At 51.4% G+C, this 24,233-nt stretch carries 20 protein-coding genes; 9 read left to right on the top strand and 11 right to left on the bottom strand.

The window, feature by feature from the left end; all coding sequences use genetic code 11:
* The first annotated feature begins 145 nt into the window (after window positions 1–145).
* Both ACJJJA_RS21985 and ACJJJA_RS21980 read left to right on the top strand, forming a co-directional pair.
* The gene (locus ACJJJA_RS21985; RefSeq protein ID WP_444903394.1) at window positions 146–1,120 is read left to right on the top strand and encodes a phenylacetaldoxime dehydratase family protein; all 975 of its coding nucleotides are present in this window, start codon (window positions 146–148) and stop codon (window positions 1,118–1,120) included.
* A gap of 84 nt (window positions 1,121–1,204) precedes the next feature.
* Entirely contained in the window at window positions 1,205–1,831 is a 627-nt protein-coding gene (locus ACJJJA_RS21980; RefSeq protein ID WP_444887487.1) for a class I SAM-dependent methyltransferase, read from the top strand.
* A 27-nt stretch (window positions 1,832–1,858) separates the two neighbouring features.
* On the opposite strand, the gene ACJJJA_RS21975 is transcribed toward ACJJJA_RS21980, so the two are convergent.
* Window positions 1,859–2,158 (bottom strand): hypothetical protein, encoded by a 300-nt coding sequence (locus tag ACJJJA_RS21975; protein WP_444903393.1) that lies wholly within the window; start codon window positions 2,156–2,158, stop codon window positions 1,859–1,861.
* Between the two features lie 77 nt (window positions 2,159–2,235).
* Between ACJJJA_RS21975 and ACJJJA_RS21970 the strand changes: the two genes are divergently transcribed.
* On the top strand, window positions 2,236–2,793 hold the full coding sequence (locus ACJJJA_RS21970; protein WP_444887485.1) for a dienelactone hydrolase family protein: 558 nt from the start codon (window positions 2,236–2,238) through the stop codon (window positions 2,791–2,793).
* 142 nt (window positions 2,794–2,935) lie between these two features.
* Here ACJJJA_RS21970 and ACJJJA_RS21965 read toward each other — a convergent pair whose 3' ends face one another.
* The 3 genes from ACJJJA_RS21965 to thiI all read right to left on the bottom strand — a co-directional run bounded on the left by ACJJJA_RS21965 (window position 2,936) and on the right by thiI (window position 8,932).
* The gene (locus tag ACJJJA_RS21965) at window positions 2,936–4,915 is read right to left on the bottom strand and encodes a glycosyl hydrolase family 18 protein (protein WP_444903392.1); all 1,980 of its coding nucleotides are present in this window, start codon (window positions 4,913–4,915) and stop codon (window positions 2,936–2,938) included.
* 513 nt (window positions 4,916–5,428) lie between these two features.
* Window positions 5,429–7,237 carry a translational GTPase TypA gene (gene typA / locus ACJJJA_RS21960; protein WP_252083725.1) on the bottom strand — a complete coding sequence of 603 codons (1,809 nt, stop codon included), beginning with the start codon at window positions 7,235–7,237 and terminating at the stop codon, window positions 5,429–5,431.
* A 210-nt stretch (window positions 7,238–7,447) separates the two neighbouring features.
* Window positions 7,448–8,932: a tRNA uracil 4-sulfurtransferase ThiI gene (gene thiI / locus ACJJJA_RS21955; protein WP_444903391.1), complete on the bottom strand. Its 1,485-nt coding sequence runs from the start codon at window positions 8,930–8,932 to the stop codon at window positions 7,448–7,450.
* 319 nt (window positions 8,933–9,251) lie between these two features.
* On the opposite strand from thiI, the gene glnA reads away from it, so the two are divergent.
* The 5 genes from glnA (at window position 9,252) to ACJJJA_RS21930 (ending at window position 14,819) form a co-directional block, all read left to right on the top strand.
* On the top strand, window positions 9,252–10,658 hold the full coding sequence (gene glnA / locus ACJJJA_RS21950; RefSeq protein ID WP_252086040.1) for a glutamate--ammonia ligase: 1,407 nt from the start codon (window positions 9,252–9,254) through the stop codon (window positions 10,656–10,658).
* Window positions 10,659–10,883: 225 nt separating this feature from the next.
* The gene (locus ACJJJA_RS21945; RefSeq protein ID WP_252083723.1) at window positions 10,884–11,525 is read left to right on the top strand and encodes a DUF4124 domain-containing protein; all 642 of its coding nucleotides are present in this window, start codon (window positions 10,884–10,886) and stop codon (window positions 11,523–11,525) included.
* 308 nt (window positions 11,526–11,833) lie between these two features.
* A complete protein-coding gene (gene glnL / locus ACJJJA_RS21940) occupies window positions 11,834–12,916 on the top strand; it encodes a nitrogen regulation protein NR(II) (RefSeq protein WP_444903390.1) in 1,083 nt (360 codons plus the stop codon).
* 3 nt (window positions 12,917–12,919) lie between these two features.
* The gene (ntrC, locus tag ACJJJA_RS21935; RefSeq protein WP_444903389.1) at window positions 12,920–14,326 is read left to right on the top strand and encodes a nitrogen regulation protein NR(I); all 1,407 of its coding nucleotides are present in this window, start codon (window positions 12,920–12,922) and stop codon (window positions 14,324–14,326) included.
* 160 nt (window positions 14,327–14,486) lie between these two features.
* Window positions 14,487–14,819 carry a PAS domain-containing protein gene (locus ACJJJA_RS21930; RefSeq protein WP_444903388.1) on the top strand — a complete coding sequence of 111 codons (333 nt, stop codon included), beginning with the start codon at window positions 14,487–14,489 and terminating at the stop codon, window positions 14,817–14,819.
* A gap of 212 nt (window positions 14,820–15,031) precedes the next feature.
* On the opposite strand, the gene ACJJJA_RS21925 is transcribed toward ACJJJA_RS21930, so the two are convergent.
* Both ACJJJA_RS21925 and ACJJJA_RS21920 read right to left on the bottom strand, forming a co-directional pair.
* On the bottom strand, window positions 15,032–16,996 hold the full coding sequence (locus ACJJJA_RS21925; protein ID WP_444903387.1) for a hypothetical protein: 1,965 nt from the start codon (window positions 16,994–16,996) through the stop codon (window positions 15,032–15,034).
* Window positions 16,997–17,527: 531 nt separating this feature from the next.
* The gene (locus ACJJJA_RS21920) at window positions 17,528–18,058 is read right to left on the bottom strand and encodes a peroxiredoxin family protein (RefSeq protein WP_444883089.1); all 531 of its coding nucleotides are present in this window, start codon (window positions 18,056–18,058) and stop codon (window positions 17,528–17,530) included.
* A 420-nt stretch (window positions 18,059–18,478) separates the two neighbouring features.
* On the opposite strand from ACJJJA_RS21920, the gene ACJJJA_RS21915 reads away from it, so the two are divergent.
* On the top strand, window positions 18,479–18,676 hold the full coding sequence (locus ACJJJA_RS21915) for a hypothetical protein (RefSeq protein ID WP_444903386.1): 198 nt from the start codon (window positions 18,479–18,481) through the stop codon (window positions 18,674–18,676).
* 17 nt (window positions 18,677–18,693) lie between these two features.
* Here ACJJJA_RS21915 and ACJJJA_RS21910 read toward each other — a convergent pair whose 3' ends face one another.
* The 5 genes from ACJJJA_RS21910 to hslO all read right to left on the bottom strand — a co-directional run bounded on the left by ACJJJA_RS21910 (window position 18,694) and on the right by hslO (window position 24,198).
* Entirely contained in the window at window positions 18,694–19,806 is a 1,113-nt protein-coding gene (locus ACJJJA_RS21910; protein ID WP_444883088.1) for an AI-2E family transporter, read from the bottom strand.
* A gap of 80 nt (window positions 19,807–19,886) precedes the next feature.
* Window positions 19,887–20,597, bottom strand: a complete 711-nt coding sequence (locus ACJJJA_RS21905) for a D-Ala-D-Ala carboxypeptidase family metallohydrolase (RefSeq protein WP_444903385.1) — start codon at window positions 20,595–20,597, stop codon at window positions 19,887–19,889.
* Window positions 20,598–20,600: 3 nt separating this feature from the next.
* Window positions 20,601–21,293 (bottom strand): M15 family metallopeptidase domain-containing protein, encoded by a 693-nt coding sequence (locus ACJJJA_RS21900; RefSeq protein ID WP_444903384.1) that lies wholly within the window; start codon window positions 21,291–21,293, stop codon window positions 20,601–20,603.
* Window positions 21,294–21,487: 194 nt separating this feature from the next.
* The gene (locus ACJJJA_RS21895) at window positions 21,488–23,035 is read right to left on the bottom strand and encodes a phosphoenolpyruvate carboxykinase (RefSeq protein ID WP_444903383.1); all 1,548 of its coding nucleotides are present in this window, start codon (window positions 23,033–23,035) and stop codon (window positions 21,488–21,490) included.
* Between the two features lie 284 nt (window positions 23,036–23,319).
* Entirely contained in the window at window positions 23,320–24,198 is an 879-nt protein-coding gene (gene hslO, locus ACJJJA_RS21890; protein ID WP_444903382.1) for an Hsp33 family molecular chaperone HslO, read from the bottom strand.
* Window positions 24,199–24,233: the final 35 nt, after the last annotated feature.

Here is a 24,233-nt window from a genome sequence, read left to right as displayed (position 1 = left end):
TTACCTGATTGCAAAAGTGTACTGTCGTGCTTATTTAGTAAGGGCTAATTAAGCCTTTTCACAATGCCTTGAAGAAGGCTGAAGAAGTTGTGCCTTAACTAGAAGTTAGGCACTTACAAAGCTGAGCACGAGGAGAGAATAAAGCTTGAAAAATCGCCCCGTGAATTTCAAGCCTCCCTACCCCGCATGGGAGCTAGAGCTTCCCTCTAACCATTGGTATGTCCAGTGCCAGGTTGGCTTACAGTTTGCGAGTGGACAACGTGACGATTCGCTATTCCGATTGTTGGCCAGGTTTTTATCCAGTGCTAAAGGCTTGCTGCACTTTGAGCGGGCGGGACACATCGATGTTCAGGGAGCTTATAACGATATTGCTATAGCCTATTGGGACAACGATGAATCAATGGGGAAATGGCTTAGGGAAGAAGCTACTGAGTTACGGGAAATTATTCAGAGTAAGTCGGGATTTTGGTATGAGGCGTTAGCCGCTCCACGCTCACACTTTGAAGTATCTTCCTCCACACCTGTGGCTGACTGGGGGATTTTTCGCCACTTTGATATTTGTGAGCAGCATGAACACGCTTACTGGGGTGCGATGCGGGATCGAATTAGTGCGGCGGAGAATGATGGGCTTCCGGGTCAACTGCAAACCTTGCGGGCAATACCGGTTGGGAAACAGTCAGATACAGAAATATCTCTTCCCGGTAATTTATGTATGATTCGTACAGTTCAAGGGTACTCGGCAGCCAGTTCCGCGGAGCGGCATGCCTACCGGGAATCTCTGTGTTCCGAGTATGAACAGGGGGTGCATTATTTGCAGTCAAACCCAATAGAATCGCGCTGTCTTAGTGCTCGCCTGTTAAATGATGAGCATCCTGCACTGGGCAGGCCGGACACTGAAACTATTGCTTGGTTTGCATCCCTGGCGGATTTGGAAAACTGGGTACATCACCACCCTACCCATAAAGCTATTTATGCGGCTGCGCAGTGTTATGCGAGTCGCTTCGCCTCTGGGATGCAACTTTTGTTGAGTCACGAAGTGGCAGTAGTGCCGCATGGCAAGGGGCGGGCTTTTTATCAGGGCTGTCATCCTGATACAGGGTTGAAGCGTTTTCTCAAGTAAAAGTAAAGTGTATCTGTAGCTCTCAGAAAAGTGATATAGACACCTTAAAATAAAAGCAGTGAAGTTATTTTAATGTGTTATTGCATGGCAATTAAGTCGGTTCCATACGAAATTGATGACATTATTCGCAAGGTATATAAATACTCTGATTTGGGTAATTATCTTGATGAGGAGAATCGTTTTCTAAGAAATCTGGTTTCCGAGGGATCAACGCTTATAGATTTTGGTTGCGGTAATGGTCGTCATCTCAGGCTATTAAACGATCGTCTTGAACTCGGATTGGGAATAGATAATGACCATGGGCATATTGCGAGTGCACGAAATTTGAGTAAAGGAATAAGAAACCTTCAATTTTTACTTGCAGATGCCAAGACATTTACATCGGAGCGTAGGTACTCTATCGCCATATCTATGTATAACACGGTTGGTAATATTTACCCAGCGAGTAGAGTCATCGAAGTAATGCAGAGCGTATGCCAGCGTAAAGGGAAATTGATTGTAAGCGTTTTCTCAGAACAATCTATCGAAGAAAGAGTGGTGTTTTATCAGAAAATTGGTTTTGGTATAAAGCGGGTTTCAGAGAACTCCATTCTTACAGACAAAGGTGTGGAGTCCTCTCATTACAGCAGGGTACAAATTTCCAGGTTGATTCCTGGAGCTGAAATTATACCCTGTAGCAAATTCGGATGGCTGGCGGTTAAGTCAGTTTAAATGAATCTGATGATCGATTATCTCTTGTTAGATATTTCTTGCCACTGGGTTTTTAACCATATAATCGTACACTTTGTTAAAAAGTTTGTGCATCCAAAACTCGACATTATCAACACCTTCAATGGATTTATGACTGGCATGGTCTTCAATTGACAAGTCGGTCATATCCCAAAATCCCAGGGCTACTAGGGTGGCTTCCCCAGAGGACTCTATTTCTTTTCTGGATGATACAAACTCTAGAAGAAGGTTATTTTCGAGTTTTTTGGCATAGTGAATAGCAAGTACCTTTGATTCTTTGGTGCTTTCATTAAATTTAAGTATCTTCATGGGGCTTAGTTTTAATTTATTGTTGTCGGGAAGGCAGCTGCCTCGGAAATTGTAAAAACTACAAGGTATTAATATTAATGAAGGTAATTGTTGTTTCTGATATTTGGGGGCGGACAGAAGCCTTGGACGCCCTTTGTTTGCGAACTTTTGAGGATTATACAATCCTGGATCCATACTCCGGTAGTGAGATGAACTTTGAGATCGAGGGGGATGCATATAAATATTTTATCAACGAATGCGGCCTGGAAAGGTACTATTCCTATGTAAGCAGTTACATTAAAGAGCAGCGTTATAGTTATAATCTGCTGGGATTTAGTGTGGGAGCAACCGTCGCTTGGATGTTAGCCTGTAGTGATCAAGCTGAATTTATTAAAAAAACAGCCTGCTTCTATGGTTCCAGGGTTCGCTATCTTCTCAATGAGAGGCCAACCCGAAGTGTAGACTTTTTTCTGGCAAATAAAGAGCCCTCCTTTAATGTTTTGGAGTTCTCCCGCGAACTCTCCAATATACCGATGGTGACTTTACATAAAACACAGTTTTCTCATGGATTTATGAATAGTTGTTCTGAAAATTTTAATCCTGAAGCTTACAGGCACTACCGTGATTGGCTGAAAAGCTGGGCTAATGGTGCCTAGGCAACAGAGTGTGGAGAAGAAAAGGGTTGGAAGCTGAGGTCTGAAAAGGGAGGGCTAAGAAAAAGGTCTGAATATTTTATGTAAAAAATAAAAGGACCCGAAGGCCCTTTTATTTCCTGGAAAAGTAAAATCTTAAAGATATTTACTGACAGGAGCTCGCTTCCCAGTACTGCGGCGCTGCAGCCGGAGACCACCAGTTGGGTCCGAAGGTAGAGACGTATACCTGGCCTTCGAAAGTTACCTTATCGCCAACTTCGTAGCCCGCATCACCCGCGTAGGGCTGTTGGAACACTGGGCAGGAATCTGCCGAGCCCTCATCGCCATTGTTGCCATCAGAATTTCCGTCTGTGTTGTCACCGGAACCGTTATCTGTATTGTCGCCAGATCCATTATTGGTGCCGCTGTTATCGCCTGACCCTGTACCGGAATCGTTGCCAGAGTCGCCGCCGCTTGTTTGACAGGTGGTTTCACTCCACAGCGATGGTGCCGCACTCGGAGACCACCAGTTTGGCGCATGAGTGGATTCGTAGGCGACACCTTCGAAGACAACAACATCACCGACCGCATAGCCTGGATCGCCAGCATAGGGCTGCTCAAACGCCTCGCAGGCAGAGTTTCCGGTGCTGCCGCTATCGCCAGTGTCTCCAGTATTCCCTGTGTTGCCGCTATCGCCGGTGTCCCCGGTATCCCCACTGTCGCCGGTATTTCCAGTATCACCCGTGTCGCCAGTACTTCCAGTGTCTCCGTTGCCATCATCCCCAGAGCTCGATCCGCCTTGCCCGAAGACCTCCAGCGCCGCATCCAGAAGTGGATACTGGTATTGGTTATTCTCGCGCAGCATACCGCCCCGGAGCTGCCAGATCATTACACCGCCCAGGTCTTGCTCGACCACGTAACGGGACCGCTCGGCGATTGAGGTGGTGTCCTCGAAGGAAATGAAGCCGCCATCTGGGAACCACCCATAGTGAGTGACTGCTTCTGGGTCATAGGCGGTCTGGAATGATGCGTCGCTCTGCATTTTCTCAACGATCTGGTAGTAACGCGTCTCGGTGTCGGAACCCCAGTGAGCGACATCCTGCCCCGATGCGGCTTCGCCGATCGCGGTGGCGCCGGCGACACTGCGGCCGTAGTGAGACATACCCAGGATGATTTTTTCTGACGGGATATTGCCTTCAGTCATCCACATATTGCGGCAGCTGTCCGCGTCGAAGCCTTCGTTGACCTGGCCGGCATAGGGGTAAAGTGGCGAGGTGTGCTGGGCTACTGAATCCCAGTCGCCACCGAAGTCGTAGGTCATCAGGTTGACGTAGTCGAGCGTTGCACCGACCTCGGCAAAATCGTAGCCTTCTTGTGCAATCGATGGGCCGCAAGCGACGGCGGCGGTTAGCTCCAAGCGCTTGCCGGTCTCGGCTTCGACTTCATCGAAGCGCGCACGCAGCTCCTTCAGTAGTGTGGTGAAATTTTCTTTGTCGATCGAACGGCCACCGTTGGGTGCATAGCCCGGATATTCGAAGTCGAGGTCGAGTCCATCGAAGTCCCAGTCGGTTAGTAGGGTTACCGCATTTTCGATAAATGCTGCACGTGTGTTGGCGCTTTCCATCATCTCAGAGACTTTATGGGAGAGAGTCCAGCCACCTACGGAGAGAATCGCCTTGGCACCATCGTCGTGTACCGACTTTACGAAACCGGATTCGTGATCGTTCCAGCTCTGGCAGACTGCGTCCTGCTTGCTTGGATCGTACTGGCTGTAGGGATGCCAGAACGGCGGTGAGCACTTGACCGGACCATTGCCGGCGCCGCCGGAGAAAGATTGAGCCCCCATTCCGTAAAAGACATAGGGATCAGTAAAGTAGATGGTGCCCTCTTCGTCATTCCAGGCAAAGGCGTATTGCACATGGGTCAGTTTGGAAAAATCCACATTGTCGTGGGTGAAGGAGGAGTCGGCCCAATACTCCCAGTCGGCCCAGTAAGCGGAAACACGTTTGGTTTCCTGGGCGCTGACATTGGCACTCAGCACGAATGCCGCAGCAAGCGTTGCTACTTTTTTTAATCCAAATCCGCGCTCATTGCGGCACCCCACTAACATCCCTGTTCGATCCTGAAATTGCAGGAAAGAAAACATTACAGTGACCTCCCATGGGCCTTAATTACGATGAAACTTAGCGTTATAAAACTAAACTTTATAGTTGAGGAAGTTGGAAAAAAACTGGGGGATAAAAGTTCCATCTGAAACTGAGAGCCCCATCGTAACTAACTCATTTTTCCCGACAAATTGTGCAAGAAAAGTGAAAGAATCAAGATGTAAACCGCTCTTTACAGGATAAAATCAGTTTCTATCACATAGGGGTAATGTGATTAATACTTGGTGGTGATGGTCGAATTATTAGAGTTATTTAAGAATTAATTTTTATGATGTGAGCAAAAAAAATAAAAATGGTATTGGTCTGGAAAATACCCAAGGGCAGTTGCCTAGGTGTCGCTGTCAGCGCTTTCCAAAAATAAATAGCAATAAGCGCTGGCTGCCCGGATAAAGTATTTTTTCTAGATTGCTTAAGTTTTCGGTGTAGGTTGTCACCAAGTGTGAAAAATAAAAAAGGGCCCTATAGGGCCCTTTTTAAACTGAAGAAAATTTTAATTATTTCTTCGTGCGCTTACGCATATTTTCCTGCAGGATTTTTTTGCGTATGCGGATATGGTTGGGAGTCACCTCAACCAACTCGTCCTCTTCGATAAACTCCAGCGCCTGCTCCAGGGTATGGCGGATGGGCGGAGTGAGGGTCAGGGCTTCGTCGGTGCCGGCGGCGCGAATATTGGTGAGCTGCTTACCCTTGGTGGGGTTTACCACTAGGTCGTTGCCGCGGGAGTGGATACCGATAACCTGGCCTTCGTAGATATCTTCGCCGTGGCCGAGGAACAGGCGTCCACGGTCCTGCAGGGCGAACAGAGCGTAGGCCAGAGTCTTGCCGTTCACCATGGATACCAGTACGCCGTTGATGCGCTTGGCCACTTCACCCTGTTTTACCGGGCCGTAGTGGTCGAAGATGCTGGTCATGATGCCGGAGCCGCTGGTCAGGGTCAGGAACTGGTTGCGGAAACCGATCATACCGCGCGAGGGCACGATAAAGGTCAGGCGCACACGGCCTTTGCCGTCCGGCTCCATATTGGTCAGTTCGGCTTTGCGTAGACCCAGCTCTTCCATAATCGGGCCCTGGTGCTGGTCTTCAACGTCGATCACCACCTCTTCGTAGGGCTCCTGGATCTCGCCGTCCACTTCTTTCTGCACCACTTCCGGACGGGAGACGCCCAGCTCGAAGCCTTCGCGACGCATGGTTTCGATCAGTACCGACAGGTGCAGTTCGCCGCGACCGGATACGCGGAATTTGTCCGGGGAATCACCTTGCTCAACGCGCAGGGCTACGTTGTGGATCAGCTCTTGATCCAGGCGCTCCTTGATATTGCGCGAGGTAACGAACTTGCCATCCTGGCCGGCAAAAGGCGAGTCGTTCACCTGGAAGGTCATACTCACGGTGGGCTCATCCACGCTCAGGGCCGGCAGGGCCTCTGGAGTGTCTGGGTCGCACAGGGTATCGGAGATATTCAGTTCGCCCACACCGGTAATACACACAATGTCGCCGGCGCTGGCCAGTTCCACTTCGGTGCGCTCAAGGCCCAGGTAGCCCATCACCTGCAGAACCTTGGCCTTGCGGGAGTTGCCTTCGCGGTCCAGTACCACCACCTGCTGGTTGGGGGCCAGGGTGCCACGGGTGATACGGCCAACACCGATAACACCGACATAGCTAGAGTAATCCAGGGCGGAAATCTGCATCTGGAAGGCGCCTTTTGGGTCTACCTTGGGCGGCTCAACCTTGTCCACGATCATCTGGAACAGCGGCGTCATATCGTCGGCCATATCGGTATCGTCGAGGCCGGCGATGCCGTTCAGAGCGGAGGCGTAAACAACCGGGAAGTCCAGTTGCTCATCGGTGGCGCCGAGGCTGTCGAACAGGTCGAAGACCTGATCCATCACCCAGTCTGGGCGTGCGCCGGGGCGGTCGATCTTGTTGATCACCACGATGGGGTTGAGGCCCTGCTCAAACGCCTTTTGGGTAACGAAGCGGGTTTGCGGCATGGGGCCGTCCACCGCATCTACCAACAGCAATACGGAGTCGACCATGGACAGTACGCGCTCTACCTCACCGCCAAAGTCGGCGTGCCCTGGGGTGTCGACGATGTTGATGCGGTAGTCGTTCCAGCGAATGGCGGTGTTCTTGGCGAGGATGGTAATGCCGCGCTCTCTCTCCTGGTCATTGGAGTCCATGACCCGCTCGGCGCCTTCGTCGCGACGGTCGAGTGTGCCGGACTGGGACAGCAGCTTGTCCACCAGGGTGGTTTTGCCGTGGTCTACGTGGGCAATAATCGCAATATTGCGCAGATTCTCTATCACTGGGGGCCTCTGGGCGTTAAATCTTGGTAAATCGGGGCGGGGGCCTGCGGGGTTTCTACAGCAGCATTCCGGCCAAAGGCGGCGATTATAGGGGGGCCGCATGACAATTGGGAGTGATTTTGAGTAAAAAATCACCGGTCGCGTTCAGAATGGCGACCAGAAGAAGAGAGCAGGGAGGGCGCGGGCGAATCTGCCGCCCGCGCCGGGCAATTACTTCTTGATGCCGTCGGGGCGGTGCGGGATCTGTGGGCGCAATACGCCCACATTACGGAAGCCTTCATCTAGCAAGTGAGAGGCATGTAGTCGGCTCATCACACCGCGCGCACAGTAAAGCAGGTACTCGCGCTCCTGATCCAGCTTGGCGAAGCTGTTATTGAGGCGGTAGAAGGGGATAGTCTCTACTTCGACGCCTTCTAGCTCCAGCGGGTCCATTTCTTCTTCATCCGGGTGGCGGATATCGATGATTACTGCGTTGCCGGCCTCCTCACGGATCTCCACTTCCGGCGCCTCGCCGTCCACTTCTTCGATGACCTCGTCGATATTCTGAATCGATCGGTTGCCGATGGCGCGGTCAAGAATAGTGAAGTCGAAGCGGTTTTCCTCGGATTCCACTTTCTCGATCTTGGCTCGGGTGGTGGGTTTCACCGAAATTACACCGCAGTACTCCGGCATATTGGCGGCGAATTCCTCGGTGCCAATGGCCCGGGAGGTACGGATAATATCGGTCTTATCGGTAGTGATCAGTGGTCGCAGTACCAGGGTGTTGGTGACGCTATCGATTACTGACAGATTCTTCAGGGTCTGGCTGGAAACCTGGGCGATGGCCTCACCGGTTACTACTGCATCCACTTCCAGCTCTTTCGCGATAACGTCTGCGGCGCGCAGCATCATACGCTTGAGAATCACGCCCATGTGGGAGTCGTCTACGCGCTCGAGAATTTCTGCCACCACTTCGTCGAAGGGCACGGTGACAAAACGCACCCGGTGGGAGGCGCCGTATTTGTTCCACAGGTAGTAGGCCACTTCCTTAACGCCCAGTTCGTGTTGGCGCCCGCCCAGGTTGAAGAACAGGAAGTGAGTGCGGATACCGCGTTTCATGGTCAGGTAGCTGGCCACGGTGGAATCGAAACCGCCGGAGACCAGCGATAGCACCGGGTCCTGGGTACCCAGGGGGAAGCCGCCGAGGCCGGGGTGCTGTTCCTCGATCACGTTGAGTTTGTCGTGGCGGATTTCCAGCTTGACCGTGATATCCGGGTTTTTCAGTTTCACCCCGGCCGCCCCGGTATTCTTGTTGAGGCCGCCGCCTACGTACTGCTCCACATCGAGAGATTTGAAGTCGTGGTCGCCGGTGCGTTTTACCCGCACGCAGAAGGTCTTGTCCTTGAGGGCTGGGCCCCACACCGACAGGGTCTTCTCGTACATATCGTGCAGGTCGCTCAGGGGGAACTGGCGCACGCGGGAGAAGTTGGCAATGCCGGGGGTGTGAGAGAGCACCTCTTCAATGCGGCTGCCAAGGTGGGCCACGGCGTCCGGGGCGATCACATCGATCTTTTCCCAGTCTTTGCGCACCTGGATACGGTCGTCCAGCTGGCGCAGCAGGCGCTGTAGGTTGTCCTTGAGCTGGCGCGACATACGTTTGCGCACCGGATTACTCTTGATGGTGATCTCGGGAAAAAATTTGACGACAAAGTGCATGGGAATCCGTGGGGTACCGCATGTTGATAGAAGGTGCGGCATTATAAACTAGCCGGACGCAAGTTGGTTGTGCACTGTTTGTGAGCAAGCCGGAGTATAAATGTGCCATTGTGGTGCATTTAGTTATGGCTGCACAGCCACAATACATCTATCCTGCCCCAGTCGGCCCAGTACTGGGGCCCGCACCGGCACCAGCCGCCGCTGCGACGCCACTGCCCTAATTTGGCACACTCTTTGCTTTATTTCACGCCAGGTAAAGAGCGAATGCCAGCAGTATGGGCATAGCGACCAAATACTTTTCAAGACCTGGAGGACAGCAATGTCAGCGAAAACGCTCGGTTTGATTAATGAGAGTGAAGCTAAGTGGATAGACCTGCGCTTCACCGACACCAAGGGTAAAGAACAGCACGTATCTGTGCCCGTGTCAGAGATTGACGACGAGTTCTTCGAAGAGGGCAAGATGTTCGATGGCTCCTCTATCGCTGGCTGGAAGGGCATTAACGAGTCCGACATGATCCTGATGCCGGATGACGATACCGCTTTCCTCGATCCCTTCACCGACGAAAGTACCGTAATTATTCGCTGTAATATCGTCGACCCGATCACCGGTCAGGGCTACGAGCGCGACCCGCGTTCCATCGCGCTGCGCGCCGAGGAATACCTGAAGTCCACCGGTCTGGGTGACACCGCACTGTTCGGCCCAGAGCCCGAGTTTTTCGTCTTCGACGATATTACCTGGGGTGCCGAAATGGGTGGCGCCTTCTACAAGATCAACTCCGAAGAGGCGGCTTGGTCTTCCGGTCATAACTTCAGTGAGGGCAATATTGGTCACCGCCCCGGAGTGAAAGGCGGTTACTTCCCGGTGCCCCCGGTTGACTCTCTGCACGATGTGCGCGCCGCTATGTGTTCTGCTATGGAGCAGATGGGTTTGCGTGTTGAAGTACACCACCACGAAGTGGGCACCGCTGGCCAGTGTGAGATCGGCGTTGCCGCCAACACCCTGACCAAGAAAGCGGATGAGGTGCAGATCCTCAAATACGCCGTACACAATGTGGCCCACGCCTACGGCAAGACCGCGACCTTTATGCCGAAGCCGCTGGTAGGCGATAACGGCTCCGGTATGCACGTGCACCAGTCCTTCACCAAGGATGGCGTTAACCAGTTTGCCGGTGATGCCTACGCGGGCCTGTCCGAGACTGCCCTGTACTACATCGGCGGTATCGTGAAGCACGCGCGCGCCCTGAATGCGATCTGTAACGCATCTACCAACTCATACAAGCGTCTGGTTCCCGGCTTCGAAGCCCCGGTTATCCTGGCGTACTCCGCGCGCAACCGCTCTGCGTCTATCCGTATCCCTTACGTGACTTCTCCTAAGGGCAAGCGTATCGAGACCCGCTTCCCGGATCCGACCGCCAACCCCTATCTGGCGTTTGCTGCGCTGTTGATGGCGGGCCTGGACGGTATCAAGAATAAGATCCACCCCGGCGATGCCGCCGACAAGGATCTCTACGATCTGCCGCCGGAAGAGTTGGCCGAGTACCCGACCGTTGCGGCGAGTCTGGAAGGCGCCCTGGATGCTCTGGATCAGGATCGTGCCTTCCTCACCGAAGGTGGTGTATTCACCGACGACGCCATCGATGCTTACATCGACCTGAAGCGCGAAGAAGTAGAGCGCCTGAACATGACCACGCACCCGGTCGAGTTTGATATGTACTACTCCGTGTAATGGCGAGCGGCATCACGCCGATGCCGTCGAGCCGTTCTCGAAAAGCCCGCACCCTACTGGTGCGGGCTTTTTTATTGGAGGTACACTGATTGGGTTGGTTGCTTTTGCCGTCTATGGTCGATTTTGTATCTCTTGGACCCAAAAGCCCGCCCCTTTGAGACTGCGGCCCGCGTATTGGGTTGAGACAAGGACTACCGCTTCGCGGCTGAGTGAGTGATGGAAAATATGAAACTGCTTCAGGCCCTTTTCCTTGCTGTTCCCCTGGTGGCCTTTGCCGGCACCGATGGTGGGAATACCTCCAGTACTATTTACAAGGTCGTCGGCCCCGATGGTCAGGTAACTTTCAGCGATACGCCACCACCCAATGGGCAGGCGCAGGAGGTGCAATTGGCTCCCATCAATGTTCAGCCCATTGCCCTGCCGCGAACCCTGCCAACTCGTAAATTGTCTCCAAAAGATGAGACTGACACCGGCAAGGAGGGCTATACAGGCCCGGTTTCTATCCAGATAGTGAGCCCCCTGGATGGCGCCACCATCCCGCCGGGACAGCGCTTTATTCCACTACAGGTAGACGTGCAACCGGTGTATCCAGAGGGGGCGAGTTTCTTTGCGGTGGTAGATGGCAAACCTTGGCAGGGCAGCTCTTCTGGAGCGGGCCTGGATATCTCCCTGCTCGAGCGCGGCACTCATACTGTGCAGGCGGTACTCACCGACTCCAAGGGCCAGGTATTGGCACAATCTCAGGTGGTTACTCTCTATGTGAAACGTCCGGGTGGCAGATTGCCTGACAACTCGGCACCGCGTGCACCGCAAGCCCCCAGGGCCCCGGTTGGGCCGGGTATTCCCCAAGCCCAGCCCAGCCCCTAAATTTGCCCCGCCCTCAAGGCCCTCACCGATAACTTCTTTTTTCGTGGGGGTCGCCGTTTTTATCCTTGCTGGTTGAATTTTGCTCTACGCACTAAAATGGTGCGCATAGGGGTAAGCTATCTCAAGTGCTTCGGTGCATGTGTCAGCTGAATCGTTTAAAACTCCTAAGAACAAGTGGGTTGGGCAGTGCCTCCCATTAATTCCGTGCGCCATTTTGGTTTGCTTTTTGCACTGGCTAGATACAAGGGGTTATCGCGCCGGGCATAGGAGATTGTCCCGGCCCCTCGATGAAAAGCGGAAACGATTGAATGCTCAATGATCGCCAGTTGCGTCAGCTACTAGACAGCCTAACTTCAGCGGTACTGGTACTGGATGACCAGTTATCGCTTTGCTACCTGAATAACGCCGCCGAGGATCTGTTGGCTGCCTCCAATGCACGGGTTGAGGGTATACCTCTGCAGGAGGTGGTGAGGGAATCTAACGCCGCACTAAAAGCACTGCATAATGCGCTCCTCACTGGGGAAAAATTCACGGTGCGGCGCGCCCACTGGCGCTTGCACAACCTAAAAACGCGCACTGTAGATTACTCCGTCAGCCCCGTACCGGAGCTGGGGGTGCTACTGGTGGAAGTGCAGCCGATGGATCGTCTGTTGCGCATTGCGCGCGAGGATGCGTTGCTCAGTACCCAGGAGACCGCACGCAACTTGGTGCGGGGTATGGCTCATGAGGTAAAGAACCCCCTCGGAGGGATTCGCGGTGCCGCGCAGCTGCTGCAGCGTGAACTACCTGATGCCTCCCTCGAGGAATACACCCAGATCATCATTGAGGAGGTGGATCGCCTGCGTAATCTGGTTGATCGCTTGCTTGGACCGCGCCAGCCGGTACAGCTGGTGCCCAGCAATGTGCACGAGATCCTAGAGCGGGTGGCACAACTGGTCGAGGCCGAATGTGGGGGTGAACTACTGATTCGCCGGGATTACGACCCCTCTATCCCCGATGTGCCGGCAGACCCCGAGCAGTTGATCCAGGCCTTGTTGAATATCGCCCGCAATGCCATGCAGGCCATCGATGAAAGTATTGGTCTCACCAATGGCGAAATGGTGTTGCGTACGCGGGTACAGCGCCAGTTCACGATTGGCCGCCGTCACTGCCCGCTGGTTTGCCGTATCGAAATAGAAGATAACGGCCCCGGCATTGCCGAGGAGATCCGCGAGCGTATTTTTTTCCCGATGATTTCTGGGCGCGCCGAAGGCTCGGGGCTGGGGTTGTCTATCTCGCAAAACGTCATCAACCAACACCGTGGCTTAATTAAATGCGACAGCCGACCGGGCCGCAGTGTATTCCAGATTTATCTGCCACTTGTTACCGAATCAGCCAATACAGGAACCTAGAGAATGGGCAATCGCGTTTGGATTATTGACGATGACCGATCAATCCGCTGGGTACTGGAGCGAGCGCTGTCACGGGAGGGGATTGAGACCCAGTGCTACGAGAGTGGTGATCGCGCACTGGACGATTTTTACAGCGACTCCCCGGATGTGGTGATCAGCGATATCCGCATGCCGGGCTCCGATGGCTTCAAATTACTGGAGAGATTCCAGGCGGAACGGCCGGGCCTGCCGATTATTATCATGACCGCACACTCGGACCTCGACAGCGCCGTGGCTGCCTATCAGGGTGGAGCCTTCGAATATTTACCCAAGCCGTTCGATATCGATGAAGCGGTAGCGGTTACCCGTCGCGCGCTGGCGCACGCCAAGGAACAGGCCCAGGAAGAGCGTGCGGAGCCGGAAAATGGCGCAAGCAACAAAGAAATTATTGGCGAAGCGCCAGCTATGCAGGAGGTATTTCGTGCTATTGGGCGCCTTTCTCATTCCAATATTACCGTGTTAATCAACGGTGAATCGGGAACCGGTAAGGAGCTGGTGGCCCAGGCCCTGCACAATCACAGCCCGCGTCGTAACAAGCCGTTTATTGCCCTCAATATGGCCGCTATTCCCAAAGACCTGATGGAGTCGGAGCTATTCGGACACGAGAAGGGTGCTTTTACCGGCGCCAGCGCTCAGCGGGCAGGTCGCTTCGAGCAAGCCAATAGTGGCACCCTGTTTTTGGATGAAATTGGCGATATGCCAGCGGATACACAGACGCGTCTGTTGCGTGTGCTGGCAGATGGTGAATTTTATCGAGTAGGCGGCCATACACCGGTAAAAGTGGATGTGCGTATTATCGCCGCCACTCACCAAAACCTGGAGGAGTTGGTGCGCGAGCATAAATTCCGCGAGGATTTGTTCCACCGCCTGAATGTGATTCGGATTCATATCCCGCGCCTTGCGGACAGGCGCGAGGATATTCCACGGTTGGTACGTCACTTCTTTAATGCCGCCGCCGCCGATCTCGGCGTAGAGCCGAAAATTCTCAGCAAAGATGCGGAGGAATACCTCTCCGGTCTCGACTGGCCCGGCAATGTGCGCCAGCTGGAAAATACCTGCCGCTGGATTACCGTGATGGCCTCCGGCCGTGAAGTGCATATTGAAGACCTTCCGCAGGAATTGCATCAGCAGGGTAATGAAATCGAAACGCCACTGGACTGGCAAAAAGCCCTGCGTATCTGGGCCGATCAGGCACTGAGCGCCGGGCGCAAGGAAATTCTCAGTGAGGCCGTACCGGCCTTCGAGAAGGCCCTGATAGAAATCGCCTTAAAGCACACCGCTGGACGCAAGCGGGATGCTGCGGATCTACTGGGTTGGGGCCGCAATACTCTGACGAGGAAGTTAAAGGAGTTAGAAATTAATGGAAGTTAAGAATTGCTCAGCGCTTAGCTTAAGGAATAGCTTTATAAATAATTAAGCGGATATTTCTTTTAAATCTTAATCGCTGAATAAGTACATACTTTTTTTTGGGTTCTCTACCAATATTTATTTATTCCACTTAAATGTATTGGTAGAAGCCTGGAGAAAGTTTATGACTGCTGATGAGTTAAGTGTTCTCGATAGTGTGCCGTTTCTGTTCTGGGTAAAAAGTAGAGATGAGAAGTATTTATGGGGAAATCGAAAAATTTGTGAATTGGCTGGTGAGGATGTAGTGGGAAAGACCGATGACCAGCTGGTTTGGGCTGAAAATGCCTCAGCACTGAAGGCGGCAGATATTCGCGTTTTTAATTCCGGTGAGCCTGATTATTTACTTGAGCATGTGGTGAAATCCAGCAAGGGTGAGGAAACCCTTAGCGTTTGTAAGTGGCTCGATGATTTTGAGGGGCAGCAGTGTTGTTTTGGGATCTCTTTTGTTATCGAGTGACTTGAGGTTTGTTAAAGTGGGGTGGTCAAATTGGTAGTGGCCTCGTAATATCCGTGTTGTTTTAGTTCAAGGTTCCTATTCTTGTTTATCATCATAAGGTCGGTAATGTACAAGATTCTTGCCGATTTTAATTTGAAAGTGATTGTGGCTAAATCCCAGGAGTCAATAGTTATAAGTCCTGGGATTCAACGAGCTTAAAGTATTTGATGAAACTAATTTTCTATATCGGTTTTTTTAAATCGGCCGATATAGCCGCCCCGGTAGTCTATCCTGCTGGAATCTGGGATGGAAAAGAGAGCGTTTTGAGTCACTCGGATATAATAAAAATTCTCATCGATGTCTAGCAGCTCTGTGTCTCTCTCTCTCCATAAAACACATTCGTCAGATTGGCCTTCACAAGAGGCTAGATAAGGAAGAGTTCCACTTTCTTCAGTGTCCAGTGATGGATCGTAATAATGTTTTGTTATAAGAGTGTCATTTTCAGTTTTCTTCCATGAACCTATTAGAGGGCTGATGCTCCATTTGGATTCTGTCAGTGGTTGTTCCTGATACAACGTTTCGATATGAAAAATTCCGTTATCTTTATAGGTTAGTGCATAGTTATAGTCAGTGAGAAAGGGTGCATTGTATTCAAGCCTAATAGGAGTAGGTATGTTTTTAGATACTTTCTCCATCATAAATCCAGAGAATATTTTCTTTTTATCGGTATTAGGGTTATTGCCTATACCAATAAACCTCAGTGTTTTGTTGAAAAACCCAAGTGGAATGTAGCGGACTTCAGTGCCCCCCTCATACTTCACTCTTAGATCTTTACCAAAGGAATATGAATACTTTTCACTATTTTCTGAGGATACACCATAAACTATTTCCCCGGTGCTCTCAGTTTTATTAGTGAACTTTGCAGGAAATATGTCGCAGTCACAGTTTTGATATGTTTCTGGGTGATAAGAGGCTGCATAAAATTCCTCTGGTAGGGAGTCCCAAGGGAAAGTTAGCTTAGTGTCAGTTACATGAAAGTATCTGCTCTCAGTGCTCTCGTAGTCCCCATCAGGGCCTTCACACATACCTTTAAAGTCGATTTTTACTATTTGGCTATAAGGTGTTGTGAAAGCATGTTTCGCTTCTAACTCTCTATCCCGCATATTTACGCAGCTCTCTTCTATATAGTATTCCCATGTAGAGTCTCCGATGAGAGAGCCGCTTATATTGCCAAATTCATCCGTGCTTAGAGTAAACTTTCCTACTTCCGATAATTCTGCTGATCCACTAGTTTGGTGTTGTGTGCTTAGCTCAATGAGGCCGGTATCTAGAATAGCATCTGAATCAGTTCTTCTTGTAGAAAAAATTATTTCTTCAGATGCATTGAGTTTGTAGCTTTGATCTCGCAAATATTTATTTTCTAGTAAATGATTAATAGATTTTAAATAGATATCATGAGTATTTTTGCTTTGATTAATTATATCTTCAGATTTCTGTATGGAAAATTGAAAGTCTTTGATGAAATCTTTGGTGTTGGAGTATTTATCAACAGGAAAATAGTAGTTGTTTTTATCTGTTGTGGCGCTAGAAATAGTGGCCTTCATATAGGCGGCTAGCTGTATGGCTTCATCCAGTGGGACTTCGAAAGTATATTTTTTTAAATCCTCGACTGAAGTAATGAGTTCTCCATTGTTTGCCAAGTCAATAAGGTCTGCCATGACACCAGTGAAAGTTCCTATTGCAAATGCAGGGTTATTATTTAAATAACTTACTTCATTATTAATGGCTTTATCTTTTATGTCTGAAAATGATCCGGCATATGAGCGAAATTCGAAATCCCAGTCGTTGGGCATAGAACCCTTGGCCGAAAAAGTTACCAGTTCATTTTCGTGACTAGAGTCGACTTCAACACTAAATTCATTATTATTTTTTTGGTCGGCAATATATTCTTTCTCACCAATTCTGACAGTTACGACAGGAAAGTCTTTAAAGTCCTCGGTGAAAATACCATGTAGAGTGATTGCTGATGGGGAGGAGGGCTGGCCTGAGGTGTCGCCACCGGTTGAAGGTGTGGATGGTGTAGATTGACTTGGGGTTGGCTCAGATGAATCGCCACTTTTGCTTCCACCTCCACTGCATGCACTAATTAATACCGTAGAAATAAGTAGTGTTCTATAGAGGTTGGTTATCCTTTTCATACATAAACTTCCAGTTGGTTGTGAAAAATTTTTCGCATAATACATTTTTTATTTAAATATTCACCTTTGAAGTTGGTACAGAGGTGCTTCTAATGATGTAGTTCGATATGGCGTTAGTAGGTGTATCAGCGTAGTGACCGTTTGTGAGTCTTTACTATGGCTTCTGAGATTTTTTTAAACATTTCTCTGAACTATGGGTGTGGGGAAATTATGGAAAAAAGTGTTTTTATAGATTGCTTAATCTGAGAGTTATAAATTATGAAATGATGAGGGAGCCAAATAGGTAGCAGTCTTAGATATGTGATGATTGTGTTAAGCTGAAGGCTACTTGAATGTGTTGAGCTTTATCTAGTTGGTTTTTTTATAAAAAAGCCTGGGGTCTTTTGAGGTATTTAAAGTTGACTCGATGATGATATTGGGGGGTAGCAGTGTTGCTCTGGAGTCTCTTTTTTATTGAGTGAATTATTCAAAGACAGTTATAAAAATCTGGATTTTATAAGCAATCCGGAGCTGCCCTGGCAAACAACTTAATTACTGTTCTGCTCTTTCTGCTTTTTCCACGCCGAGTTTCTCTAGGTTTTTGACGATATCTTCAGCCGTAGTGGCGGGGTTGATATCTCTGTCTATTTTCAGAATGGTGCCATCTTTACCTATGTATACATTCACTCGCCGGGCGAGTTTTATAAAGGGTATTAAGACATCGTAGGCTTTGGCGACTTCTCCCGTGGGGTCGCTTAGTAGGGGGAAGTCAGCAGAATTGTACTTGGCAAACCGGACTTTCTCATCGAGTTCATCGGTGCTAGCCATAAAATAGGCAACGTTAAAGGAACGAATTTGCTCACCGTGTTTAACTAGGGATCTACATTCTATTGTGCAGTTCTTGGTAAAGACTCTGGGATACCAGGCGATTACTACCGCACTTTTTCCAACGTAGTCCTGTAGCGAGTGGGTTTTTCCATCTGTGCCCTTTAAGGAGAATTCGGGAGCTTTTTGCCCGACCTCTAACGCCATCAGCGGTACGCTGAGTATTATGGCGACAATCAGGGTAAGCCAATATTTCATAGGGTCATCCGCTCCGGCAAAGGTGGCGTCTATGCTATTGCCGCTGTGTGCTTCCAACAATTATATGACGCTTGCAGGGTGAGGACCCTCTGTAACTGTCATCTTTGCCAAGAGTGACTGAGAAGTGCCTACTGTGTGAGCCAGACTTTTCTGATATGGAGGGGGAGGTCTTATGCATTTGTGCGATAAGGCTTATGGACTTTCCCTGTCGCTGCTTTAGCTGTTTATCGTGCGGCTAGTGTTCTTCGCCTTAGCTTTGGCAGTTAGTACAGAATCATATTACCAGGAGCTATAAGGCCGACTATTTTCGAGCTACTCCGCGTCTGACTGGTAGTGGGGTTGCAGTGGTGAATTCCCGCACCACTGTGGTTGGGATTGTACTTTATGACTGTACTAGCAATGCTTGTTATTGGTTTTTAGTTGGGAACTTGCCGTGCTGGTTCGGATCGGGTGGTGCTGGCTATGGCGCTGACTTTTGCCAAGATGATTTTGTTGATTGCGGACCTGAAAAATGCTAATGAAGGCGCGCAGATGGTGGATCAGGGACCGATGAGTAAGCTCAACCTGTGTCTCAGGGCGCTGCGAGAAGACCGGTCCAGGATTCTCGCAGCGCACTAATAATAAGAAAGCCCTAATTACGCATTATCTTTTTTATGCTGCATCAGCATATCTTTGCTTTCCGGTTTAGGGGGCATCAGCATATCTTCCGGATGGACAAACTCCCGCATAAAAATTTCCCAGAAAGCCAGAAACAGGGCTGCTAACAGGGGGCCCATGGCGAAGCCACTGATACCAAACAATATCAGGCCGCCCACGGTGGAAAATAGCACCAGGTAATCTGGCAGCTTGGTGTCCCGCCCCACTAGAATAGGGCGCAACAGGTTGTCGACCAGGCTGATAACGGTAAACCCATAAGCTAACAGAATGGTCGCCTTAACCGGCTCACCGATACCGTACAGATAGATCGCTGCGGGAAACCAGATGAGTGCTGCGCCAACGGCGGGTAACAGCGACAACAGGGTCATCAGTACGCCCCAAAGCAGTGGCGCGGGCAGGTCGAGGACCCAGAAAATAATACCGCCTAAGCTGCCCTGGGTAATCGCGACAACCAGATTGCCTTTAATTGTGGCGCGAGTGACTTCGGCAAATTTGGCCAGCAGTAGATGCTCGCGCTCATCCCCAAGGGGCAGTGCATGAATGATTAAATTGACCAGCCTGTCGCCATCGCGAATCAAAAAGAAGGTGAGGTAGAGCATCAGGCCGAGCATGACAAAAAAGTTAACGGTGTTCTGCCCAACTTCTATGGCATTTTTTGCAATAAAGCTGCCGGCATTCATCACGCCACCGAGAAGACGCTGTTTTGCCTCATCGATGTCTACACCGATACCCTCGAGCATATCGTTCACTCGTGGGAAGGCATTGCGCACTTGCTCCAGGGATTTAGAGACATCAATTTGCCCTTCCTGTACCTTTTGATAGAGGGTCACTGCTTCATTGATAAAAGAAGTGGCCACCACCAGCACCGGTATTACCAACAATATGACGCACATAAAAAGCGTCAGCAGAGCCATAGAATTGGGGGAATTGGGAAAGCGCTGCATCAACAGCCGGTAGACGGGATAAAAGATCAGCGCGATGGCACAAGCCCAAAAAATTGGCGTAAAGAAGGGCTTAATCAATACTAAAAAAGCTATTGATACTAGTATCAGCGAAAGAATAAATGAGCGCCTTTCTAATTTTTCCTGCACTGGGATTCCCTCTACTTCTGCAAAGCCCTGTGGTATCGGGCGCCTAATTTGCGATCTATCTAAGCAGAAGTAGGGGGGATTTACCAGCGCCTGTAACCGCAGGTGTCAACGTGAAAGCGGATACCTTTATAGATTCCCAGCCCCATATTCCATTCCTTGCCTTTGTGCTTGTGGATATCTCTCAAGACAGGAACCAACTGCTCGCGGGTAAATTTATTTTGCGGCACTACGTCCAAGCCACAAAAGCGCAAATGTTTACTGCCTTTGGAGCCACCGGCCTTACTGTTGTAACTGGTGGTACGCCAGCCAGAGACCACTGTAACAGGGCCGATACGCGGTACTATCTCCCGCTGCAGCACCCTGAGGGTGTAAATCATTGAGCCCCAGTTTTCCACCGGAGGAATAGCGAAAGGGGGCTCATCCAGATCCCGCCAGTCGCTGCCCTGGCGCAGGAGCTCAAACGGGCTTACTACCTGGTCCACTCGGTTGATCTGTAGAAAGTTCTTTAGCTTGTCGAACAGAGCCTGGTTTGCATTTTGTTTTAGGAAGCGGCTGAACACTCGCTCGGAGGCAGCTGGGTAGCCCTGGATATCGTAAACCTCGGGGATCCCCGGCAGCGGCAGGAGTTCGATAGGACTGATGAGCCGTTCTCCCAGATCCCGTGTTTTCTCCGAGGTGAATAACAGCACAATAATAATGGCGATGAGCAGTAGCCCTCCCAGAATTATTAACCTGCGCCGTTGGTTTCGTATATTGCCCGTCGGATGATCACAGTTGTCTTGTATAGCCATGCTTCAATCCACCAGTTGCCATGTGCGGTAGCCACAGGTGTCGATATGGAAGAGCAGCTCTTTACCGAGACCCAGGCCGAAATTGCTCTCCGGACCCAGGCGTGCATGCAGAGCTTGTAGTTCTTCCGCGAGTTCACCTTGGCTAATGTGGGAGGTTGGAATCAGGTCGAGGGCGCAGAATGCCCGGTGGCGAGATTTGTCGGTGTGTTCCAGCTCGCGGTTGTAGCTGTCGCTACGGAAGCCGGAAATTACCGCCACTGGACCGATTAAAGGCACTATCTCATCGCGCAGTAGTTTCAAAGTGGAGACCATGTTGGCCCACTCACCCTGCGGCGGAAGTGCGAATGGTGGCTTCTCGAGCTCCAGCCATTCGCGACCCTGGCGTAGGAGGTTGCTCACTGCAGTCACTTCGCCTACCCCTTGGTTCTTTAGGTAGTCACTGAGTGCCTGTACCCGCGTACGGTTTTCACCATTGCGTAAGAAATGATTGAAGCTCTCTTCACTGGCGATACGATAACCGCGGGTTTCGACATAGGGTTTCTCCTGCGACTTCAGCCATAGCCACAGCCACAATGCAGCCAACACTGCGGCGAGTAGCAGCGTCAGGCTGGCCACCACCACAAAATTGATTCGCCGGCCGGGCGGCCGGTGGGGGTAGAGTGTCCTGAAGTGGGTAAAAGAGTTGCCTTCAGTCATGGGGTGCGGCTACAGCTCCGAAATATGCCTGGGACATGAAAGTCTTCGTGCCGACGCCTATTTCGTCGGCGCTTCTTTAAACACTATAGCCGCAAAAATCGACCTCTTACTGGGGGATTGAAAAACAAAAAAAGCCCCGGCACCTTGCGGTGGCGGGGCTTTTGCGCCTCTAAAAAAAGGCTATATCAAGCCGATCAGGCCTTGGGGCCGGCGTTTTTCACATCATCGCTGACATTGAATTTTTCAATGTTTTCGGCGAACAGCTTGGCCAGTTTACCGGCCTGGTCGTCGTAGGCAGCCTTGTCTTCCCAGGCTTCGCGCGGGTTCAGGTAGGACTTGTCGACGCCCGGTACTTCCAGAGGAATATCCAGGTTCAGGGTTTCCAGATGCTCGGTGGCAGTACCTTCCAGTGCGCCGCTCTGGATAGCCGCAACTACTGCGCGGGTTACAGGGATCGGGAAACGCTTGCCGTTGTCACCAGAGCCGCCGGTCCAGCCAGTGTTTACCAGGTATACCTTGGAGCCGAAGTCCTCGATGCGCTTCATCAGCAAGTCCGCATATTCACGCGGGGCGCGCGGCATAAACGGAGCGCCGAAGCAGGTGGAGAAAGTCGGGTGAATACCGGCCTCTGCACCCAGCTCGGTAGAGCCTACGCGCGCGGTGTAACCAGACAGGAAGTGGTATGCCGCAGCCTCTTTGGAGAGGATGGATACCGGGGGCAGTACACCGGATACATCGCAGGTGAGGAAGACGACGTTCTTCGGCTCGCCGGCGCGGTTTTCCAGCTGGCGCATCTCTACGTGCTCCAGCGGGTAGGAGCAGCGGCCGTTCTCGGTGAGGCTGGTGTCACAGTAGTCGGCGGTACCATTCTCGTTGGTGACTACGTTCTCAACGATAGCGCCGAAACGAATAGCGTCCCAGATTACCGGCTCATTCTTTTGGCTCAGGTCGATGGTTTTGGCGTAGCAGCCACCTTCCATATTGAATACTGCACCTTTGCTCCAGCCGTGTTCGTCGTCACCGATCAGGTAGCGCTCAGGGTCTGCGGACAGGGTGGTCTTGCCGGTGCCGGACAGGCCAAAGAACAGGCAGGTATCGCCGTCTTTGCCAACGTTGGCGGCACAGTGCATCGGCATCACGTCTTTTTCCGGCAGCAGGAAGTTCTGCACGGAGAACATCGCCTTCTTCATCTCACCGGCGTAACGCATACCTGCCAGCAGCACGCGGCGCTGGCCGAAGTTGATGATGACGCAGCCTTCGGAATTGGTGCCGTCGCGCTCTGGCTCACAAACGAAGTTGGGAGCGTGCAGGATGCGCCACTCTTCCTTCGCCTTGGGGTTGTACTTTTCGGCGCGGATAAACATGTTGCGGCCGAACAGGTTGTGCCAAGCGGTCTGGGTAGTTACAACAACCGGCAGGTAGTGGTCTTCGTCCTGGCCGACGTGCAGGTGCTGCACGAAGGTGTCGTCACCGGCTACAAATGCTTCTACGCGGTCCCACAGTGCGTCGAACTTGTCCTGTGGGAAGGGGCGGTTCACATTGCCCCAGGCGATGCTATCGGCGGTGGAGGGCTCTTCTACAACAAAGCGGTCCGCCGGGGAGCGGCCGGTGCGGGCACCAGTTTCAGCCACCAGCGCGCCGGTGTCGGAAAGTTTACCCTCGCCGCGCTTAAGAGCCAGCTCTACCAATTTTGCTGGTGAAAGGTTTTTATAAACCAGCGCGGTGTCGTCGATCTGTGCCATTCGTCGATTACCCGTGAATGTTATGTTGGATAGTAAAAAATAGGAGCCGTCCAAGTATTAGACAGCCAGGCAAAATTTGGGGGGCGCATTATGGCAAAATTCAAAATAAGCGGGTAGCAAACACGGTCACTTTTTGCGCTTTGACAGCGCTGTCACTCTAAATTAAGGCATTTTGGATTCATAAGATCTATGTAGTATTTTTACCTTATAGATTTTGTGAATTTTTGTGTTCTAAGTTGCGAATTGCCAGTAGCTGAGGCTGCTCAGCACTGGCAATAATCTCCCTAGTGCAGGGTGTGGGGTGGGGCATTGAGCAGTGACTCTACCTGCTCGCGATCAAAGCGGTATTGGGCATTACAAAACTGGCAATCGCTGATGATTTCGCCATTTTGTTCTTCCAGTAATTTGTACACGTCTTCAGCACCGAGAGAGACCAGGGCGCGTGCGCTGCGCTCCCGTGAGCAACTGCATTTGAAGCGAATAGTGTCGGTGCCCAGGGTAGCCGGTTTCAGCTGGTGGAACAGGCGGTGAATCAGCTCGTCGTGGGGCACGTCGAACAGCTCTTGGGCGGTCACGGTATTTGCCAGGTGCAGGGCGGTTTCCCAGGCGTCGCTGTTTTCCTCGGCGCTGGCGGCATTATTACCGGGTAGCACCTGCAGCATAATACCACCCACGTTGCTGCCATCGCACTCCAGCCAGAAGCGTGTCTCCAGTTGTTCCGACTGGGCAAAGTAATCTTCCAGACATCCGGCCAGGCTCTCTTTTTCCAGCGGGACCACCCCCTGGTAGCGCTCGCCACGCTTGGGCTCCAGAGTAATAGCGATGACGCCGCGGGGACCGATCATATCGCTTAGGCTGGCCTCTTCACTGATTTGGGCGCCACCGGCGACACGGGCAATGCCGCGCAGATCACTGTGGTGGGTACACTCGGCCATAATCAGCGGCACATCGCCCTCACCGCGGGCCTGCAGGCTCAATATGCCCTCGAATTTCAGGGTGGTGGAGAGTAGGCAGGCGGCTGCGAGAAACTCTCCCAGCAAATGCGCTACCGGTGCAGGCAGTGGATTGTGCTTGAGCACTTCGCGGTAGGCGTCGGTGAGGGTCACCATCTGCCCGCGAATATCGTGTTGGGAAAAGATAAAGCGTTCCAGCTGATCGGACATAGATCGAGTGCCTCGGTATTAAAACCGCGGGATTT

It is taken from the genome of Microbulbifer mixtoriginis (SeqCode) (genome assembly GCF_052466865.1).
The sequence above is the reverse complement of the archived record's forward strand: the minus strand, read 5'-3'. Positions and strand labels throughout refer to the sequence as shown.

Excerpts from the sequence above, each read along its gene's own strand:
- ACJJJA_RS21980 (WP_444887487.1), top strand. The coding sequence starts at position 1,205 with ATGGCAATTAAGTCGGTTCCATACGAAATTGATGACATTATTCGCAAG.
- ACJJJA_RS21975 (WP_444903393.1), bottom strand. The coding sequence starts at position 2,158 with ATGAAGATACTTAAATTTAATGAAAGCACCAAAGAATCAAAGGTACTT.
- ACJJJA_RS21970 (WP_444887485.1), top strand. The coding sequence starts at position 2,236 with ATGAAGGTAATTGTTGTTTCTGATATTTGGGGGCGGACAGAAGCCTTG.
- ACJJJA_RS21965 (WP_444903392.1), bottom strand. The coding sequence starts at position 4,915 with ATGTTTTCTTTCCTGCAATTTCAGGATCGAACAGGGATGTTAGTGGGG.
- thiI (WP_444903391.1), bottom strand. The coding sequence starts at position 8,932 with ATGCACTTTGTCGTCAAATTTTTTCCCGAGATCACCATCAAGAGTAAT.
- glnA (WP_252086040.1), top strand. The coding sequence starts at position 9,252 with ATGTCAGCGAAAACGCTCGGTTTGATTAATGAGAGTGAAGCTAAGTGG.
- ACJJJA_RS21945 (WP_252083723.1), top strand. The coding sequence starts at position 10,884 with ATGAAACTGCTTCAGGCCCTTTTCCTTGCTGTTCCCCTGGTGGCCTTT.
- glnL (WP_444903390.1), top strand. The coding sequence starts at position 11,834 with ATGCTCAATGATCGCCAGTTGCGTCAGCTACTAGACAGCCTAACTTCA.
- ntrC (WP_444903389.1), top strand. The coding sequence starts at position 12,920 with ATGGGCAATCGCGTTTGGATTATTGACGATGACCGATCAATCCGCTGG.
- ACJJJA_RS21930 (WP_444903388.1), top strand. The coding sequence starts at position 14,487 with ATGACTGCTGATGAGTTAAGTGTTCTCGATAGTGTGCCGTTTCTGTTC.
- ACJJJA_RS21925 (WP_444903387.1), bottom strand. The coding sequence starts at position 16,996 with ATGAAAAGGATAACCAACCTCTATAGAACACTACTTATTTCTACGGTA.
- ACJJJA_RS21920 (WP_444883089.1), bottom strand. The coding sequence starts at position 18,058 with ATGAAATATTGGCTTACCCTGATTGTCGCCATAATACTCAGCGTACCG.
- ACJJJA_RS21905 (WP_444903385.1), bottom strand. The coding sequence starts at position 20,597 with ATGGCTATACAAGACAACTGTGATCATCCGACGGGCAATATACGAAAC.
- ACJJJA_RS21900 (WP_444903384.1), bottom strand. The coding sequence starts at position 21,293 with ATGACTGAAGGCAACTCTTTTACCCACTTCAGGACACTCTACCCCCAC.
- ACJJJA_RS21895 (WP_444903383.1), bottom strand. The coding sequence starts at position 23,035 with ATGGCACAGATCGACGACACCGCGCTGGTTTATAAAAACCTTTCACCA.
- hslO (WP_444903382.1), bottom strand. The coding sequence starts at position 24,198 with ATGTCCGATCAGCTGGAACGCTTTATCTTTTCCCAACACGATATTCGC.